Genomic DNA, 17,899 nt, shown 5'->3' on the forward strand with positions numbered 1-17,899 from the left:
GGCCGCCCAGGGCGTGGATCTGCGCGCGCCGCACCACACGAGCCCGGCGCTCGCGCACGTGATGCAGTCGGTGCGCGCCGAGGTGCCGCACTACGGCCTCGACCGCTACTTCGCGCCGGATATCGAAGCGATTACGCGTCTCGTGCAGAATGGTGTGATCGCTTCGCACAGCCCGTTTGCGTTCGAGTCCGAGGCGCAGTAACGCACAATCACGCACAATCACGCGCAAGCAGACGCCAAGCCAAGGCACGGGCCAACGCGATGAACGCTCCCGCATACCAGGGCATCAAGGACTTCGTCCTCGCGCGCATTCACGCCGGCGAGTGGAGCGAGGGCGACCAGGTGCCTTCGGAGAACGAACTGGCGCGCGAGTTCAAGGTCGCGCGCATGACCGTGAACCGGGCGTTGCGCGAACTCACCGCGGAACAGGTGCTCACGCGCGTGCAGGGCGCGGGCACCTTCGTCGCGCGGCCCAAGTACGAATCGACGCTCGTCGCCATTCGCAGCATCTCCGACGAAATCCTCGCGCGCGGGCACCGTTACCGCGCCGAGGTGCTCGAGATCGGCGTGTATCCCGCCGATGAGGCGCTTGCCGTCGAAATGGGGCTCGCGGCGAACGACAAGGTGTTCACCTCGCGCGTGCTCCACTTCGAGAACGACGAGCCCGTGCAGCTCGAAGAGCGCTGGGTCAATCCCGCCGTCGCGCCCGATTACGCAGCGCAGGATTTCACGCACATCACGCCGAATCAGTACCTCGTGCATGTCGCGCCGCTGCAGGGCGTGGAGTACCGCATCGAGGCGCTCGCCCCCGAGGCGCAGACGCGCGCGCACCTCGCCATGGGCGAGGCCGAGCCGTGTCTCGTGCTGCACCGGCGCACGCGCTCGCGCGGGCTCGTCGCATCGGTGGCCAATCTCTGGCATCCGGGCAGCCGCTACCGCTTTACCGGGCATTTTTGAGGGGGCCGCGCAGGTCGGGCCGCGCAGGTCGGGCCGCGCAGTTGGGACCCTCCAGATCCCCCGGTGTCGCTCGTCACCCTTTCCTCAGTCTTATCCCTGTGCGTGGCCGGCGGTCGTCGGCATGCGTCTTGCTGCCTTTATGGATTGCGGACCGAATTTCCAATTGCGGCGCGCGGACGGGGCCGGACGGCCCGGGAAAGCGCGCAGGGTGCGCCGCAGCCCGTATCATTGGCAGATGACGCGAACGAAGGAGGAGCTCCGCAATGGACGATGCCAACGCCACGCTCATGCCGATGTGGCGGGCCAATCTGGCGCTGCTCACGCGCGAGGTCGGGTCGGCCACCCGGCTCGCGCGCATGATGACGTTTTCCGCGAGCTACATGAAGCTGATCGTGTCGGGCCAGCGCGACTTCAGCGCGGAGTTCGTGCGCGGCGTGGAGGCCGTCACGGGCCTGCCCGAGGGCTGGATGGACGTGAAGCACGATAGCGCCGACGTGCCCGACGAGACGCGCGAAGCGATCGCGAGCGAGACGCCGCGCGCGCGCTTTCGCGGCACTGCGCACCCGGTGCGCAAGGCGCCTGTGCTGCGCGTCGAGCCGATCTTCGGCCAGGGCGCGAAGCGCGAGGAAGTGACGGCTGCGCCCGAGGCGCACCGGCGTCTCGCGGGCACGCGCAAGATCCGCGATCTCGCCGCGCAGGACGTGCGCAAGCTCGAGCGCTACCTGAGCGTGCCGCCGGTCGAGCCCGCGGTGCTGCGCTCGCGCATCGAAGACGTGATCAACTACGCCGACCCCGACGAGCGCGTGCGCGCCGATCTCGAAGGCCGCCTCGAGCAGATCGAGAAGCATCGCGAAATGCTGCTGCGGCATGTTTCGCGTCTCTACGCGCTGCTTTCGCGGCTCGGCGACGACTGATTCGTTGCCCGAATCGTCGTCGCGAGATCATCGCTCCTGGACGCGCAGCTCCGTGAGGATCTGCTCAGCGAGAAAGTCGCACGGCGGACGGTTCGAGCGCGCGCTGCGCGCGAGCACCACTTCCAGTTCGGGCAGTACCGGGAGGCCGTGCTGGCGGCCGAGCGTGACGAACGTTTCGGGCACCGCGCAGCGCGCGAGCGGCGCGATGGCGAGACCCGCGGCCACCATGCTGCACAGGCCCATCAGGCTCGGGCTTTCATACGATGTGCGATAGGCGATCCTCGCGCGCTCCAGCGCCTGGATCGCGTTCGTGTGCGCGACGCTGCCGCCGCCGAAGAGGGCGACCGGCAGCGGCCGCTCGCGCCAGATCTCACGCCCGCTCGCTGCGCTCACCGCCGCGGGGGGCGCGGCCCACACCATCGGCTCGAAGCGGATGAACTCGCCCGCGAGGCCTCGCGTACGCGTGATGCAGGCGAGGTCGATCTTGTTGTCCTTCAGCAGCGGCAGGAGCGCGCTGCTCGGCAGCCCGATCACCTGGATCTCCACCTTCGGCCAGTTCGCCGAGAACTTGCGCAGCACCGGCGGCATGAGTGAGGACGCGTAGTCGTCGGGCACGCCGATCGACACGCGCCCCGTCACTTCCGGGTGCGCGAGCGAGGCCCACGCTTCGTCGCGCAACGCGAGCATGCGCCGCGCGTAGGCGATGAGCGTCTGACCGTCCGGCGTGGGCGTGACGCTGCGCGGCGCGCGGATGAAGAGCGGCTTGCCGATGGATGCCTCGAGCGCGCGAATCTGCATGCTGAGCGCGGCCTGCGAGCGGTGCACGAGCGCGGCGCCGCGCACGAAGCTGCCGGCGTCGGCGACGGCCACCACCATGGCGAGCACGTCGAGGTCGAGGGTCTTCATCGGTATAAGAAAAATTGATCGAAGGCTTCAATATAACGCGTTTGTCTGAACGCGGCGACGCGTCGATACTGGGGCCGTACCGACCCCGTACCGACCCCGTATCGACCCTTCACGCAGTGATTCGCTCCCGGAGAAACCCATGTTGATGTCGCCGCCCGTCGATTTGACCTACGAACGATTCCAGCAACTGAACCTGCGGCTCGACATGTCGCGCGGCAAGCCTTCGCCCGAACAGCTCGATCTCTCGCAGGCGCTCATCGACGAAGCCGCCCGGGCGGGCTATCTGGCGCGCGATGGCTTCGATTGCCGCAACTACGGCCTGCCGGGCGGCCTGCCCGAGGCGCGCGAGCTGGGCGCCGGGTTGCTCGGCGTGCCGGCCGCACAGGTGATCGCGGCGGGCAATTCGAGCCTCGAATTGATGCACGACGCGCTGACTTTCGCGCTGCTGCACGGCGTGCCGGTGGGCGAGGGCGCGGACGTCGGCGCGCCGTGGCGGGCGCAAGGCGAGATCGCATTCCTGTGTCCGGTGCCGGGCTACGACCGCCACTTCGCGATCTGCGAGGCGCTCGGCGTGCGCATGATCGCCGTGCCGATGCGCGAGGACGGCCCCGACATGGACCGCGTGGAAGCGCTCGTGCGCGGCGATGCGTCGATCAAGGGCATGTGGTGCGTGCCGCTCTACAGCAACCCGACGGGCGCGATCTGGTCCGACGAGGTGATCCGGCGCCTCGCGGCCATGCCCGCCGCGCCCGACTTCAGGCTCTTCTGGGACGACGCCTACCGTTTCCACCACCTGAGCGACGAAGCGCACACGACGCTCGACGTATTCGCAGCCTGTGCGGCGGCGGGCCACGCCGGGCGCGCGCTGATGTTCGCATCGCTGTCGAAGGTGACGTTCGGCGGCGGCGCGCTCGCGTGGCTCGCCGCCGCGCCGCGCAACGTGGCCTGGTGGCAGAAGCACTCGGCCGTGCGCACCATCGGGCCGGACAAGCTCAACCAGTTGCGCCACGTGCGCTTTCTGCGCGACCGCGCGACGCTTACCGGGCTGATGGCGCGCCATCGCGCGCTGCTCAAGCCGAAGTTCGATGCGGTCGACGAGGTGTTCCGCGCGCGCCTCGCCGGCGTGCACGGCGTGAGCTGGAACGTGCCGCGCGGCGGCTATTTCATCAGCCTTTATGCGCCCGAGGGCTGCGCGCGCCGCACCGTCGAACTTGCGGCAGCGGCGGGACTCGTCCTCACGCCCGCGGGCGCCGCGTTCCCGTATGGCGTCGATCCACACGACAGCCATTTGCGGATAGCGCCGTCGTTTCCGGCGCTCGACGAGGTGCGCCTTGCCGCCGAGGGCATCGCGCTGTCGCTGCTGCGCACCATCGAGGAGCGGCGGGGATAGCGGCCAGGGCCGGTTCGGCGGCGCTCGCGTCGATGTGCTACAACGGCAGACGTAGCCCGCCAACGTAGCCAACTTCCTGCGAGGTTGCCGTGCAAGGTCTCGCCGTTTCACTGCAACGCGCGCTCGCCGAGCGCGCGCGCGAAGGCCGCGCCGATGGCGGCCGCGCGCCAACGGCGCGCCCGCTCGCGGCGGGCGCCGGCTGGTCGGTCGACGATGTCGTCTGCACGCTTGGACCCGGCGACCGGCCCTACGAGGAGCGCCACACGAGCGCGTGTCTCGCCATCGTGGCGGCCGGCGTGTTCGGCTACCGCAGCGGCAACGCGCGCGCGCTGATGATGCCCGGCGCACTCATGCTCGGGGAAACCGGCGCCTGTTTCGAATGCGGCCACCGCCACGCGGCGGGCGACCGCTGCGTCTCGTTCCACTACGAGCCCGCCTGGCTCGACGAGCAGGCCGCAGCCGCGGGCCTCGCGCCCGGCGCGCGCCGCTGGCGGGCCGCCCGGGTGCCGCCGGTGCGCGCGCTCGCGCCGCTCGTGGCGCATGCTTGCGCCGATGTGCTCGCGCAGGAGCGGCGGCGTCACGCGCCCGGCCTGGGCGCCGCCGCCTGGGATGAAATCGCACTGGAACTGGCGCTCGCGACCTTGCGTGTGGTCGCGCGCGGCAAGGACGCGGCGACGCCTGCCACGCCGGGCGCCGCCGCGGCTGCCCGCGTGGTCGCGACGCTGCGCCTGATCGACGAAACGCCCGACGATGCGCATACGCTCGCCAGCCTCGCGAGCGCGGCGGGCGTGAGCGAGTTCTATTTTCTGCGCACCTTCTCGGCGCTTGCCGGCGTGACCCCGCATCAATATCTGCTGCGCTCGCGGTTGCGTGCCGCCGCACTGCGTCTTGCCGCCGACGACGAAGCGAAGATCGTCGACGTTGCGCTCGCGAGCGGCTTCAACGATCTGTCGAACTTCAACGCGGCGTTTCGCGCGGAGTTCGGCGCGAGTCCCCGCGCATGGCGTGCCGCGCAGCGCGAGCGCCATCTCGCGCAGACGTCGTGGCCGAACGCAGCGCTTGCGGCGGCGCACGCCTGAGGCGCCCATGACGCGAGGCGAGGGGATCGTGCGCGCCGCCCGGTGCGTCGCGCCGTGCCTTGCGTCGATCCTGGCGTTGAACCTGACGTTGATCGTAGCGTTGATCCTGACCATCGCGAGCAGCCCTGCCCGCGCCGAGGCGAGCGATCGAAGCCCCGACAGCGCCGCGCGCGTCGAGACCGCCGATAGCGCCGCGCAAACCGACATCCCGCCGTACACGCTCGAGCGCGACGTGCATCTGTTCGTCGTGCAGCAGGACGGCTCGGTCGTCGAGGACGACGACACCGTGCTGCGGGCCAACACCGCCGCCGGCGTGGACGAGATCGCCCAGCGCTACGTCTGGTTCAATAAGGATATCGAAACGATCACGCAACTCTCGGCCGAAACCATCGACCCGGACGGCAGTGCGCACGCGGTCGGCGCGAGCGGCATTCGCGACGTGCAGGAGCCGCGCTCGGCGGGCGCGCCCACGTTCGAGGACGGCGTGCTGCGCACGGTGATCTTTCCGGGCGTCCAGGCCGGATCGCGCGTGCATCTGCATTTCGCCAAACGCCGCGCGAAGGCGCTCGAAGCAGGCACGTTCTCGTACTTCGTCGAGCCGACCGGCGAACCCGTCGAGGTTCAGCGTCTGATCTTCGATTTGCCCGCGAACGTGCCGCTCCACGCCGACGCGCGCGGCTACACGGCGCTCGCCCCCGAGACGGCGAACGGCCGTACCCGCTACGCGTTCGACTACCGGCACGGCCCCTATGCGCCGCTCGAGGCGGGGGCGGTGGCCTACGTGAACTGGGGCGACCGGCTGATGGTGTCGACGGAGCCCGACTTCGCCGCGTTCGCCGCGCGTTACCGCGAAGCCGCCGCCGATCCCACCTCGACCGATCCGGCCATCGCAGCGCTTGCGCAGGCGCTCACGGCGGGCGTGACCGACCCGCGCGACAAGGCGCGCCGCATTTACGACTGGATGCGCTTCAATATCCGCTATGTCGCGCTCTTTCTTGGCGAGACCGCGGCGGTGCCGCATCGCTCGACCGACATCCTGCGCAACCGCTACGGCGACTGCAAGGACCACGTGGCGCTCTTCAGCGCGCTGCTCGCGGCGGTGGGCCTACGCGCCGAGCCCGTGCTGCTCAATCTCGGCCCCGTCTATACGCTGCCCGATGTGCCGGGCTATGGCGCGCATGCGATCAACCATGCGATCGCGTGGCTGCCCGACCTTGGCGTCTATGCGGACACCTCGTCGGGCGGTTACGCGTTCGGCTACCTGCCGCCGGGCGCGATGGACCGGCCCGTGCTGCTCGTCGACGACGGCGTGCTCTCGCGAACGCCCGCGACCGGGCGGCGCGAGCGCACGGCACGCCTCGCGCTCGACGTGGACGCGAGCGGCGACGCGGCCTACCGCTACTACGTGGAAGACGAAGGCGCGGGCGCGGAGCCCGAGCGCAACACGTTTCGCCGCGCGACGCACGCGCAGGCCCGGCAACTCGCGGCGCAGCGCCTGCGGCTCACCGGACTCGCCGGCACCGCGCACGTGAGCACGAGCACGACCCAGGCAACCGATGGACCGTTTTCGGTGACGATGGCGGGCACGCTCGATCACGTGGTCTGGCGCGACGGCGCGACCGCCATTGCCGCCACGAGCAGCTTCACGGGCGGCATTGCCACGCAGATCGACAGCTGGCTTGCACAGCCGCGCCGCACGCAGCCTTGGGCGTGCATCGGCGGGGCGTTCACGGAGAGCGCGCAGATCGTGCTGCCCGCGTTCGCGCGCGTGACCGACGTGCCGCAAGACACACAAGTGAGCGACGCGTTTCTCGACTACACGTCGCACTATGTATTCGACGCGCGCTCGCGCACGCTGCAGATCGAGCGGCGGCTAACGGCGCATTTTGGCCACCAGATGTGCACGGCCGACGAATTCGCGCAGATGCGCGACGCGCTCGTGAGCATCGAGCGCGACACGCACGCGCAGATCGTCGTGCGCGCGGCGAGCGCGCCGCAGCAACCGTGAGCGGCGCTCAGCCGCCGCGCGTCGTTACCGGCACCCACATGCCTTTCTTGACCTGCCAGAGCGTGGAGGCGCCGTTCTTGCGCGAGCCGTCCGGCTCGAAGGCGATGCGGCCCGTCACGCCGTCGAAGGCGAGCGCCTTGAGCGCGCTGCGGTAGACCTCGGGGTTCGCCGATTTTGCGTTGACCATCGCGTGAATCGCGGCCCACGCCGCGTCGTAGCCGAACGGCGCGTAAGCGAGCACGTCCGTGCCGAAGCGGGCTTTATAGGCCTGCTCGAAACGCGGGCCCTCCGGCAGTTGCGCGAGCGGGCGGCCGTACTCCCAGGCCATCGCGCCTTCGGCGGCTGCGCCCGCGCCCTGGGTGAAGTCGGTGTTCGCCACGCCGCCGCCGCCCACGAACTGCGCGTTCATGCTGCGCGTCTTCATCTGCTTCGCGAGCGCCGCGCCCTGGTGCGCGAGGCCGCCGAAGTAGAGCAGATCGGCGTCGGCGGCCTTGATTTTCGCAAGCTGCGGACCGAAGTCGCTCGCGACGCTTTCCGCGAATTCGCGCGCGACCACGTTGCCGCCATGCTCGCGCACCGCGCGCTCGAAGACGTCGGCTTCGCCCTGACCGAAGGCGGTGCGGTCGTCGATGATGGCCACGCGTTTGGCCTTCATCACGTCCACGGCCCACGCGCCGGCGATGCCTGCGTTCTGCGCGTCGTTTGCAATCACCATGAAGGTATTGGCGAAGCCTTGCGACGTGATGACGGGGTTGGTGGCGGCGGGGCTGATCATCGGAATGCCGGCGCTCTCGTAGACGCGCGAGGCCGGAATGGCCGAGCCCGAATTGAAGTGGCCGACCACGGCGTTGACCCCCTGATTCGCCAGCGTCGCGGCGGCCTGGACACCGAGGCGCGGGTCGCTGCGGTCGTCGATGGGCACGAGTTCGAAGTGCGCCGTCTGTTCGCCGATCTTGAGGTTTTGCGCGTTCGCTTCGTCGAGCGCGAGCTGCACGCCGTTTTGCAGATCGCGGCCGTAATTGGCGTAGTCGCCCGAAAGCGGCGAGACGAAGCCGATGCGCACGTCGAGCGGGCCGGCGGCGAGTGCGCTGTGGCTTGCGCCGAGCGTCGAGACGGCGGCCAGCGCGCCGATCAGGAGCCCAGCCGCAAGCTTGCCGGACGCGAGGCGCTGGCGCCACGCACGGCGCGGCGCGGCCAATGCGCAGGCGCCATCGGTTCTGGGCGTGGCGGCGAGACTCATCGTGACTCCTTGCGCGACAGCGGCGCGGTGTTCTTGTGTGCGTTTTGTCCGGGTACGCCGCGTCGCGTGCCGGCGTGGCGCGGATGCGGGGCGTTTCGTCTTCGGGTCTTGCGTCTTGCGGTTTGCGGCTGAGGCGTGCCGGGACGTGCTGTGCGGCGGCCAGGCGTGGGTGGGCTACTCGCCTCTTTGCAGCTCGAAGAGCGCGTCGCGCAGCCGCCCGAGCGGCGCCATGGTGTCGGCGCTCGCCCAGCCTTCGAGGTCGTCGAGCGCGCGGTTGCAGCCGTCGAGCACCACGTCGAGATCGACGGGAATGCCGTTGGCGAGCGCGAAGCGAATCGTCGCTTCGAAGCGTTCGCATTCGTCGTCGCCGTACGAGATGTCGAGCGTGTCGGCAATGGTCTGGGCGATGTCGCTGCGTTCGCGGTCGCTCTCGTCGACGAAGTCGATGATGCCGCGCGCGACATCGGGCGCATGGTACAGCGCGATGTCGAGCCACACGGCGGCGTCGAAGCCGCTTTCGTGACTCTGTTGCTCGAAGTATTCGATGGCTTCCTGCTCGTGGGTCTCACCGGCGTCGACGGCGAGGCATAGCTGCTCGAAATACTCTTCCTGTTCGCTGCGGATTGAATCGGACATCGGTCATTCTCTAAGGACGGTGGGCGCCGCGGCCGTGTTTTGCCGCCGCGAGTCATGCGGACGGCATTATAGGCCGCGCGCGCCCCTGCCTGGTCTAGGCGGCGTCCGCCGCCCAGGCGTCGAACCATTCCCGCGGGCGCGCGATCTGGTCCTGCGCCGCGACGATTTCCAGCTCGTAACGGCCGGCGTCGTATGTCGCCTTCACCACGGCGTTCACGGCCGCGAGCGTGTGTTCGAACGCGCGGCGCAGCGAGTCGCCGAGCATCAGGCGCGCGACGAACACCGCGCTCGTCACGTCGCCCACGCCCACCGGCTGGCGCGCGAACGGGTAGAGCGGGCGCTGGCCGAGCCACGCTTCATGCTCGGTCACGACGAGCATGTTGAAGCGGTCGGCAGGGCTGTTGCGGTCGAGCAGATGCTTGACGAGGACTAGCTTCGGGCCGCGGCGCAACAGTTCGCGGCACGCGAGCACGGCTTCTTCCGCAGTCTCGATCTCGCGGCCCACGAGTCGTTGCAGCTCGGTGTGGTTGGGTATCATCGCGTCGGCGACCTCGGGCATGTTGCGCACGAGGAACGCCTGGATGCCGGGCTCGACGCGGCAGCCGTCCCCGGCGCCCGGCGTGCCCATCACCGGGTCGCAAAAATAGCGCGCCTGGGGATTGGCGGCCTTCACGGCGCGCACCACGTCGATCACGGCCTGGGCCTGCTCGGGGGCGCCGAGATAGCCGGACAGCACGGCATCGCAGCGCGGCAGCACGCCGATCGCGCCAATGCCTTCGACGAGATCCACGATCTCGTCCGAGCCGACGGTGGCGCCGGTCCAGTGGCCATATTGCGTGTGATTCGAGAACTGCACCGTGTTGAGCGGCCAGACATTCACGCCGAGGCGGCGCATGGGAAACACCGCGGCGCTGTTGCCCGCGTGACCGAACACGACGTGCGACTGGATACTCAAAACGTTTTTCATGGCCGGTCCAGATTTCGTTATGGCTTGCGGCGCTTCGAGCAGCGCGCCTTTGCGCAGGTGCAGCAACGATAACCGAATTCGCTGCGCCTGGTCGATGGACGCGTGGGCGCGGAGTTGCGCGCGCGCCGGCTTCCACCGCCTGGAATTCGCCTGGGCAAGCTTAAGCCACGACGCTTTGACCGGCCAGCTCGCGATAGAGCGCCATGTAGCGTTGCGCCGACGCCGCCCAGCCGAAGTCCTGCTGCATCGCACGCGTGCGCGTCTCGCGCCAGTCGCGGCTGCGTCCATAGAGTGCGAAGGCGCGGCGGATCGCGGCCGTGAGCGCGTCGGGCTCGAAGCGCTCGAACACGAAGCCGGTGGCGAGACCGTCGGCGAGATTTTCCAGCGAGGCGTCGACCACCGTATCGGCGAGTCCGCCCACGCGGTGCACGAGCGGCAGCGCGCCATAAGCGAGCGCATAGAGCTGCGTGAGACCGCACGGCTCGAAGCGCGAGGGGACCATCATCACGTCGGCGCCCGCAACGATCTCGTGCGCGAGCGTCTCGTCGAAGCCCAGCTCCACGGCCACCGATTCGGGATGCTGGTGCGCGGCGCGCGCGTAGCCCTGTTCGAGGCTGGCGTCGCCGGTGCCGAGCACGACGAGCTGCCCGCCGCGCGCGACGATCTCGGGCAGCGCCGCGAGCAGCAGGTCGAGGCCCTTTTGCTCGGTGAGCCGGCTCACCACGCCGAACACCGGGGCGTCGTGCTTCTGCGCGAGCTTCAGGCGCGTCTGCAGCGCGGCCTTGCAGCGCATCTTGCCGCTTTGCCGTGTGGCCGAATAGCGCGTGGCGATGGCCGCGTCGCTCGACGGATTCCAGACGGCGTAGTCCACGCCATTGAGAATGCCGACGAGGTCGTGCGTGCGTCCGCGCAGCAGCGCCTCGAGGCCGCCGCCCTGGGCGACCGTCTGAATCTCGCGCGCGTAGGTCGGGCTCACCGTCGTGATCTTGTCGGCGAAATAGAGGCCGGCTTTCAGAAACGAAAGCTGGCCGTAGAACTCCACCCCATGCATGTCGAAGAAGTCGCGCGGCAGGCCGAGCGAGTCGAACTGCTGTGCGGGGAAGATGCCCTGGTAAGCGAGGTTGTGAACCGTGAAGACCGAGCGCGCGCCGCCGGGCGGCATGCTCGTGCCGCGCTCGCGTGCCGCCGCGCGCAGATAGGCCGGCGCGAGCCCCGCATGCCAGTCGTGCGCCTGCACGATGGCGGGCGCCCAGTCGGCATCGAGGTGCAGCGCGAGCTGCGCGGCGGTCCAGCCGAGCAGCGCGAAACGCTGCGCGTTGTCGCCGTAAGGCACGTGTTCGGCGTCGAGGTAGGGGTTGCCGGGACGCGCGTAGAACGCGTCGGCGCGGATCATGTAGACGGCCAGCTCGCTGCCGGGCAGACGCCCGAGTTCCAGCGTCGCCTCGGGCGCGCCGAAAGTGCGCCCGAGGCGCGCGACGGGGCGCAGGTCCTCGAGGCCCGCCGCCACGCTCGCGAAGCCCGGCAGCAGCAGGCGGGCGTCGGCGCCCTGTTCGATCAGCGCGGCGGGCAGGGCGGCGGTGACGTCGGCGAGGCCGCCGGTCTTCAGGAGCGGATACAGCTCGCTGGCTACGTGCAGGACGCGAATGGTCATCGTGAGTCAGTCCTCTCGGTGTTCGGGTTGCTTGCGGGTTGGCGCGCGCTCGAGCCAGGCCGGTTCCAGCGGACCGGCTTCGCGCGGCGCACGGTCAGGGCCTGTTATTAGCGTGAAATTAGCGTGAACAGGCCCTAGCCTGGCAGCTTCGCCAGCGCCTCGCTCGTGACCAGCACGACGCCGCTCTCGGTGCGATAAAAGCGCTCGGCGTCGCGCGTGGCGTCTTCGCCGATCACAGTGCCGTTGGGAATCGTGCAGCCGCGGTCCACGACGACCTTGCGCAGCCGGCAACTCGTGCCCACCGTCACCTCCGGCAACAAGACTGCCTCGGCGATGTTGCAGAACGACCGCACGACGACATTCGACGAGAGCACCGAGCGCGAAATCTGCGAACCCGAGATCACGCTGCCGCCGCACACGATCAGGTTGGTGCCCGAGCCCTGCAGGCCGTTGAGGTCGCGCACGAACTTGGCGGGCGGCAACTGTTCCTGGTAGGTCCAGATCGGCCAGTTGCGGTCGTAGAGATCGAGCGCGGGGATGGTCGAGGCGAGGTCGAGGTTGGCGGACCAGTAGGCGTCGACCGTGCCCACGTCGCGCCAGTAGGGTTCGGCGGCCGGGTCCGACGACACGCAGGACATGCTGAACGGATGCGCGATCGCATGGCCGTCGCTCACCACGCGCGGAATGATGTCCTTGCCGAAGTCGTGGTCGGTGGCCGAGCGCGAGATGTTCTCTTCGAGCAGATGGACGAGGTAGTTCGTGTCGAACACGTAGATGCCCATGCTCGCGAGCGCGATGTCGGGGCGGCCGGGCATGGCGGGCGGGTCGTCGGGCTTTTCGACGAAGCCGGTCACGCGGCGCGACTCGTCCACGGCCATCACGCCGAACGCGCGCGCTTCGAGGCGCGGCACCTCGATGCAGCCCACCGTGCAGTCGGCGCCGCTTGCCGCATGGTCGGCGATCATGCGCGTGTAGTCCATCTTGTAGATGTGGTCGCCGGCCAGCACCACCACGTACTTCGGGCTGATCGAGCGGATGATGTCGAGGTTCTGGTACACGGCGTCGGCGGTGCCGCGGTACCAGTGGGCGCCTTCAACGCGCTGCTGCGCGGGCCACAGGTCGAGGAATTCGTTGAACTCGCCGCGCAGGAAGCCCCAGCCGCGCTGCAGGTGGCGCAAGAGCGAGTGCGCCTTGTATTGCGTGACGACCGCGATGCGGCGGATGCCCGAATTCAGGCAGTTCGACAGGGCGAAATCGATGATGCGGTACTTGCCGCCGAAGTACACGGCCGGCTTGACGCGCTTGTTGGTGAGCGGCCCGAGGCGTGTGCCGCGGCCGCCAGCAAGCACGATGGCGAGGGTGGTGCGTTGCAGATCGTTGAGGCTTGCCGGAGTTTGCATGGTCGTCTCCTTGTTGTGCCCCCGGTACGGCCGCCGCGGCCCGCCTCGTCGTGCCCGGGCCGGTGCGGTGTTTCTCTCGCGTACTTGCCGCGTCCCTGATGCGGCGCGTGCCGCGGTGCAACACGCGTGCGTCTCCCGCGTCGCGGACGTCTCGTGCGTCCTGTATTGATTGTTCTAGCACCGAATGCAGCGTAGCGCGAATTGCCCGTGCCCTGGGCCGGACATGCGCGCCGCATTCGTGCGAGGTGTGGGTGAGCCGCAAATGGCATGCCGCGCACGTCCGCGGGGCGAGAAAGCGAACATGAGCGGACATGAGCGGGGCGGGGCCGCTAGAATCGCAGGCTGTACCGGCGCCCATTCGCCGTTCTGGTTTCTGTCCGATCTTTCGCCCGATCTGCCTTCGATGAGCGCCATCCTGAACCCCTCGCTTGCCCGTCTTGCTCCCGTCGTTGCCGCACTGAGCGCGGCGGCGCTCTGTCATGTCGCTCTCGCTGCCGACCCTGAGGCGAGCGGGGCCGCGCCGTTGCCGGCGTCGTCGACACAAGCCGCGAACGAGACGCCCGACGGCCCCGCGTATGGTCCCGAGCTGCAGGGCTTCGAGTATCCGCATCCTGTGCATGACTTTGCGTTCGTTTCGCAGGGCCAAACGCTGCATATGGCGTACATGGACGTGCAGCCCGCGAAACCGAACGGACGCACCGTGGTCCTGCTGCATGGCAAGAACTTCTGCTCGGCGACGTGGGACGCCACCATCCGCGAGTTGCACGCCGCGGGCTATCGCGTGATCGCGCCGGACCAGATCGGCTTCTGCAAATCGAGCAAGCCCGTCTCGTACCAGTTCAGCTTCCAGCAGCTCGCGCGCAACACGCATGCGCTGCTCGCGGCGCTCGGCGTACATGACGCGACGATCGTCGGCCATTCGACGGGCGGCATGCTGGCGGTGCGCTACGCGCTCATGTTTCCGCGCGAAACGGAGCAGCTCGTGCTCGTGAACCCGATCGGGCTCGAAGACTGGAAGGCGAAGGGCGTGCCGTCGATTTCAGTGGACGACTGGTACGCGCGCGAGCTCAAGACGAACGCCGACGGCATTCGCCGCTACGAGCAGGCCACCTATTACGCGGGCCAGTGGCGGCCGGCCTACGAGCCGTGGGTGCAGATGCTGGCGGGCATGTATCGCGGGCCGGGCAAGGCGCAGGTGGCGTGGGACTCCGCGCTGCTCTACGACATGATCTACACGCAGCCGGTGATTTACGAGCTCGGCCAGTTGCCGATGCCGACGCTGCTGCTCATCGGCGACAAGGACACGACCGCCATCGGCAAGGATCTCGCGCCGCCCGAGGTGCGCGCGCAGCTCGGGCACTATCCGGTGCTAGCCAAAGCCGCGCAGCGCGCCATGCCTCACGCGACGCTCGTGGAGTTCGCCGATCTCGGGCACGCGCCGCAGATGCAGGATCCGCAGGCATTTCATGCCGCTCTGCTCAAGGGCCTCGACGCCCTGAACGCCTCGCATTGAAGGCGCGTTCCGAGGTGGCGGGCAGCCACGGGCGCGCTTACCGTCCCGCGGCGGCTTCCTTCAACGCTTCGCGCGCTTGCGCCGCCATCTCGAACGAACGCAGGCGCGCCGCGTGGTCGTAGATCTGCGCGGTGATGATGAGCTCGTCCGCGCCGGTCTGCTCGATGACCGAGGCGAGGCCCGCGCGCACGGTTGCCTCGTCGCCCACGACGGAGCAGGCGAGCGAGTGCGACACGCCGGCGAGTTCGAACTCGTTCGCCGCGATAGTCTCGACCGGCGGCGGCAACTGCCCCGGCGTGCCGCGCCGCAGATTCACGAACTGCTGCTGCAGCGAGGTGAAGAGAAAGCGCGCTTCTTCGTTGGTGGGCGCACCGAACACGTTCACGCCGACCATCGCATGCGGCCTCGCGAGCACCGCCGACGGACGGAACTGCGAGCGGTACAGACGCAGCGCCGTGAGCAGATGGTCGGGCGCGAAGTGCGAGGCGAACGCGAACGGCAGACCCATCGCCGCTGCGAGCTGTGCACCGTAGAGGCTCGAGCCGAGGATATAGAGCGGTACGTTCAAGCCCGCGCCGGGCACCGCGCGCACGCGCTGGCCGTCCACGGGCGCGGCGAAATAGCGCTGCAGCTCGGCCACGTCGTCGGGGAAGCTGTCGGCGCTGCCCTGCAGGTCGCGGCGCAGCGCGCGCGCCGTGGTCTGGTCGGTGCCGGGCGCGCGCCCGAGGCCGAGGTCGATGCGGCCGGGGTAGAGCGCTTCGAGCGTGCCGAACTGCTCGGCAATCACGAGCGGCGCGTGGTTCGGCAGCATGATCCCGCCCGAGCCCACGCGGATGGTCTGCGTGCCGCCCGCCACGTAGCCGATCACCACCGAAGTCGCCGCGCTGGCGATACCTGTCATGTTGTGATGCTCGGCCAGCCAGAAGCGGTGGTAGCCGAGACGCTCGGCGTGCCGGGCGAGATCGAGCGTGTTGCGCAGCGCGGCGCCGGCATGGGAGCCCGCCGGGATGGGCGAGAGATCGAGTACGGAGAAGAGGGTCATGGACTAGCGTGGGGCCGGGTATGGAGAGCACGACGCGCGTGCCGTGCGCCGGTTGCCCGACGCGAGGCCGCAAGGCAGTCGCAAGGTGCGGCCATTGTGCCAAACCCCTTTCGATCGTGCTGGCGGCCTTCTGGAACCCATGCCGCCCGCGTGGGTTCCGATGCGCCGGATTGCCGTCACGCTCAATCGGTTTGAATATTAACGAGAACTACTGTTGTTTAAACGCAAGGGGCGCGGCTTTCAATGCAAAATATTAAAGAATCATTTCTATAGGCTTACCGAATTTTTTCAGGGCGGAAAAGCGCTGGAGGGCGGCTGTTTAATCGCTGAAATAGTTACCCTTTTGCAACCTTGGCAACGCATTTTCGCGCGTCCGTCGGAAGCAACTGACTGAGCTTGCTGATACAATTTTCGGCGTCGAATCGGGGATCGACCATGTCCAGCGGTTTCATACGATGGTTTATCTCCATTCGTTGTTCAATTGCCTTGCATCGTGCAAACCGGCATCCATTGTCCGGTTTCCAGCTTCGAATCCGTAATGCAGCTACGATGCGCGGCTTATTTCTGGAATTTTCAGGGCAGGGAAATGGTAGGTGGTGAAACGCGAATTCCGCTCGGGGCACCGCAGGCGCTTCTCCCCGTGCGCTCAGCCCGCGGCGAGCGCGGCTTGGCCCATATGACCCGGCAAGGCTGCGCGTCATGACGGTGTCGCAGGTTTTCGCCATGCCGGCGCCCTGGCCCGTGCTCGTCTGGGTGGTGGTCGCGCTGTGCGGCGTGGCCGCTTTCTACGGTCTCGTCGCCGCGTTGACGATGCCGCGCCTCGGTTCGGCCGCGCTCGTGCGCGAGGCTGCGCGCCGCGCGCGCCGTGCGCAACCGCAGCCCGTGAGCGTGCTCAAGCCCTTGTGCGGCGCCGAGCCGCGCCTCTACGAAAATCTCGCGACCTTCTGTGAGCAGCGGCATCCGCGTTTTCAGTTGCTGTTCGGCGTGTCGTCGCCGGCGGATCCGGCCATTGCTGTGGTGCGCCGGCTGCAGGCGGCGTATCCCGGCCACGACATCGAGCTCGTGATCGACCCGCGCGTGCACGGCAGCAATCTCAAGGTAAGCAACCTCATCAATCTGGCGGCGCGCGCGCGCTACGACGCGATCGTCGTGGCCGACAGCGATATCGCCGTCGAGCCCGACTATCTGGAGATCGTCACCGCGCCGCTCGCCGACCCGGACGTGGGTGTCGTGACCTGCCTCTACAGCGCCCGCAGCATCGGCGGTTTCTGGCCCCGCGTGGGCGCGCTCTTTATCAACGAGTGGTTCGCGCCTTCGGTGCGCGTGGCGCATTCCACGGGCTCGCGCGCGTTCGGCTTTGGCGCGACGCTCGCGCTTTCCCGTGCGACGCTCGAGCGCATCGGCGGTTTCGCCGCACTCAAGGACTGCCTCGCCGACGACTATCTGCTCGCCCGCTACGCGCGCGATCACGGCCTCGCCACAGTGCTCGCGCCGGTGGTGGTCGCCACCGACGTGATCGAGCCGACCTTCGGCTCGCTCTGGCTGCGCGAGACGCGCTGGCTGCGCACCATCCGCTCGGTGAATCCGGCGGGCTTCGCTTCACTGTTCATTACGTTTGCCACGCCGTGGCTCGTGCTGGGGGCGCTGTTCTACGGCCTGCTCGCGGCGGGCGCTGGCATCGGCGCGTGCGCGACGACGCGCGCGGCGCTGGCGGCGCTCGCCACGGCCACGATGGCGGGTATCATTGCGCGTTTGATACTGCACGCGCGAGCGAGCGGAAGCTGGCGCGGGTTCTGGCGCGATTTACCGCTCGTGCCGCTGCGCGACGTGCTGCTGGCTCTGCAGTGGCTTTCCGCCGCGTTCGGCTCGCACGTGATCTGGCGCGGCGTGCGTGTGAGCGTCGCCAATCCCGAGGCCGAAACGCCCTCCGCCATGGCGAGGCCCGCGAGCGCGCAGCGGCCTGCCGTCGAAGGATCGGACGCTCGCTGAGCGCGTCGCTTTTGTATCGCGCCTTTATACCGCGCTTTTTTATCGCGCTTTTTGCCGAATTGTCACCTCAATCATCACCCGACACAGTACGGGTACCCGGAGTACTCATCGCATGAAAACGCTGTTTCTGCAGGCCCCGTCGTATGACGGCTTCGACGGTGGCGCGGGCTCGCGCTACCAGGCAAAGCGCGAGATCCGCTCGTTCTG

Annotated in this window: 14 protein-coding genes and 1 pseudogene; 8 read left to right on the top strand and 7 right to left on the bottom strand. The window is 68.6% G+C overall.

Annotated features, from left to right (window positions below):
• The 3 genes and pseudogenes from C7411_RS36320 to C7411_RS36330 form a co-directional block, all read left to right on the top strand.
• Positions 1-202: pseudogene (locus tag C7411_RS36320) on the top strand (histidine ammonia-lyase); the annotation flags it as partial.
• A gap of 59 nt (positions 203-261) precedes the next feature.
• A complete protein-coding gene (hutC, locus tag C7411_RS36325; RefSeq protein WP_110388966.1) occupies positions 262-957 on the top strand; it encodes a histidine utilization repressor in 696 nt (231 codons plus the stop codon).
• 263 nt (positions 958-1,220) lie between these two features.
• The gene (locus C7411_RS36330; RefSeq protein WP_110388967.1) at positions 1,221-1,871 is read left to right on the top strand and encodes a hypothetical protein; all 651 of its coding nucleotides are present in this window, start codon (positions 1,221-1,223) and stop codon (positions 1,869-1,871) included.
• A 27-nt stretch (positions 1,872-1,898) separates the two neighbouring features.
• Here C7411_RS36330 and C7411_RS36335 read toward each other — a convergent pair whose 3' ends face one another.
• Entirely contained in the window at positions 1,899-2,777 is an 879-nt protein-coding gene (locus C7411_RS36335) for a LysR substrate-binding domain-containing protein (protein ID WP_110388968.1), read from the bottom strand.
• A gap of 139 nt (positions 2,778-2,916) precedes the next feature.
• Between C7411_RS36335 and C7411_RS36340 the strand changes: the two genes are divergently transcribed.
• From C7411_RS36340 to C7411_RS36350, 3 genes are all read left to right on the top strand, one after another.
• Entirely contained in the window at positions 2,917-4,167 is a 1,251-nt protein-coding gene (locus C7411_RS36340) for an aspartate aminotransferase type Ic (protein WP_373682778.1), read from the top strand.
• An 89-nt stretch (positions 4,168-4,256) separates the two neighbouring features.
• Positions 4,257-5,246: a helix-turn-helix domain-containing protein gene (locus tag C7411_RS36345; protein ID WP_110388969.1), complete on the top strand. Its 990-nt coding sequence runs from the start codon at positions 4,257-4,259 to the stop codon at positions 5,244-5,246.
• 7 nt (positions 5,247-5,253) lie between these two features.
• The gene (locus C7411_RS36350) at positions 5,254-7,254 is read left to right on the top strand and encodes a DUF3857 domain-containing transglutaminase family protein (RefSeq protein WP_110388970.1); all 2,001 of its coding nucleotides are present in this window, start codon (positions 5,254-5,256) and stop codon (positions 7,252-7,254) included.
• 7 nt (positions 7,255-7,261) lie between these two features.
• On the opposite strand, the gene C7411_RS36355 is transcribed toward C7411_RS36350, so the two are convergent.
• The 5 genes from C7411_RS36355 to glgC all read right to left on the bottom strand — a co-directional run bounded on the left by C7411_RS36355 (position 7,262) and on the right by glgC (position 13,148).
• On the bottom strand, positions 7,262-8,494 hold the full coding sequence (locus C7411_RS36355; RefSeq protein ID WP_110388971.1) for a branched-chain amino acid ABC transporter substrate-binding protein: 1,233 nt from the start codon (positions 8,492-8,494) through the stop codon (positions 7,262-7,264).
• 174 nt (positions 8,495-8,668) lie between these two features.
• Positions 8,669-9,130, bottom strand: a complete 462-nt coding sequence (locus C7411_RS36360; protein ID WP_110388972.1) for a hypothetical protein — start codon at positions 9,128-9,130, stop codon at positions 8,669-8,671.
• 94 nt (positions 9,131-9,224) lie between these two features.
• Entirely contained in the window at positions 9,225-10,097 is an 873-nt protein-coding gene (pdxY, locus tag C7411_RS36365) for a pyridoxal kinase PdxY (protein WP_110388977.1), read from the bottom strand.
• A gap of 160 nt (positions 10,098-10,257) precedes the next feature.
• Complete coding sequence (gene glgA / locus C7411_RS36370) at positions 10,258-11,748, bottom strand: glycogen synthase GlgA (protein WP_110388973.1); 1,491 nt, start codon at positions 11,746-11,748, stop codon at positions 10,258-10,260.
• A 134-nt stretch (positions 11,749-11,882) separates the two neighbouring features.
• Positions 11,883-13,148: a glucose-1-phosphate adenylyltransferase gene (gene glgC, locus C7411_RS36375; protein ID WP_110388974.1), complete on the bottom strand. Its 1,266-nt coding sequence runs from the start codon at positions 13,146-13,148 to the stop codon at positions 11,883-11,885.
• A gap of 403 nt (positions 13,149-13,551) precedes the next feature.
• On the opposite strand from glgC, the gene C7411_RS36380 reads away from it, so the two are divergent.
• Positions 13,552-14,661 (top strand): alpha/beta fold hydrolase, encoded by a 1,110-nt coding sequence (locus C7411_RS36380; RefSeq protein ID WP_110388978.1) that lies wholly within the window; start codon positions 13,552-13,554, stop codon positions 14,659-14,661.
• Between the two features lie 37 nt (positions 14,662-14,698).
• Here C7411_RS36380 and C7411_RS36385 read toward each other — a convergent pair whose 3' ends face one another.
• Positions 14,699-15,703, bottom strand: a complete 1,005-nt coding sequence (locus tag C7411_RS36385) for an LLM class flavin-dependent oxidoreductase (protein WP_110388975.1) — start codon at positions 15,701-15,703, stop codon at positions 14,699-14,701.
• A 699-nt stretch (positions 15,704-16,402) separates the two neighbouring features.
• Here C7411_RS36385 and hpnI point away from each other — a divergent pair.
• A complete protein-coding gene (gene hpnI / locus C7411_RS36390; protein WP_243413475.1) occupies positions 16,403-17,692 on the top strand; it encodes a bacteriohopanetetrol glucosamine biosynthesis glycosyltransferase HpnI in 1,290 nt (429 codons plus the stop codon).
• The last annotated feature ends 207 nt before the right edge of the window (positions 17,693-17,899 follow it).

Source organism: Paraburkholderia silvatlantica (assembly GCF_003096715.1).
Classification (GTDB): Bacteria; Pseudomonadota; Gammaproteobacteria; order Burkholderiales; family Burkholderiaceae; genus Paraburkholderia; species Paraburkholderia silvatlantica.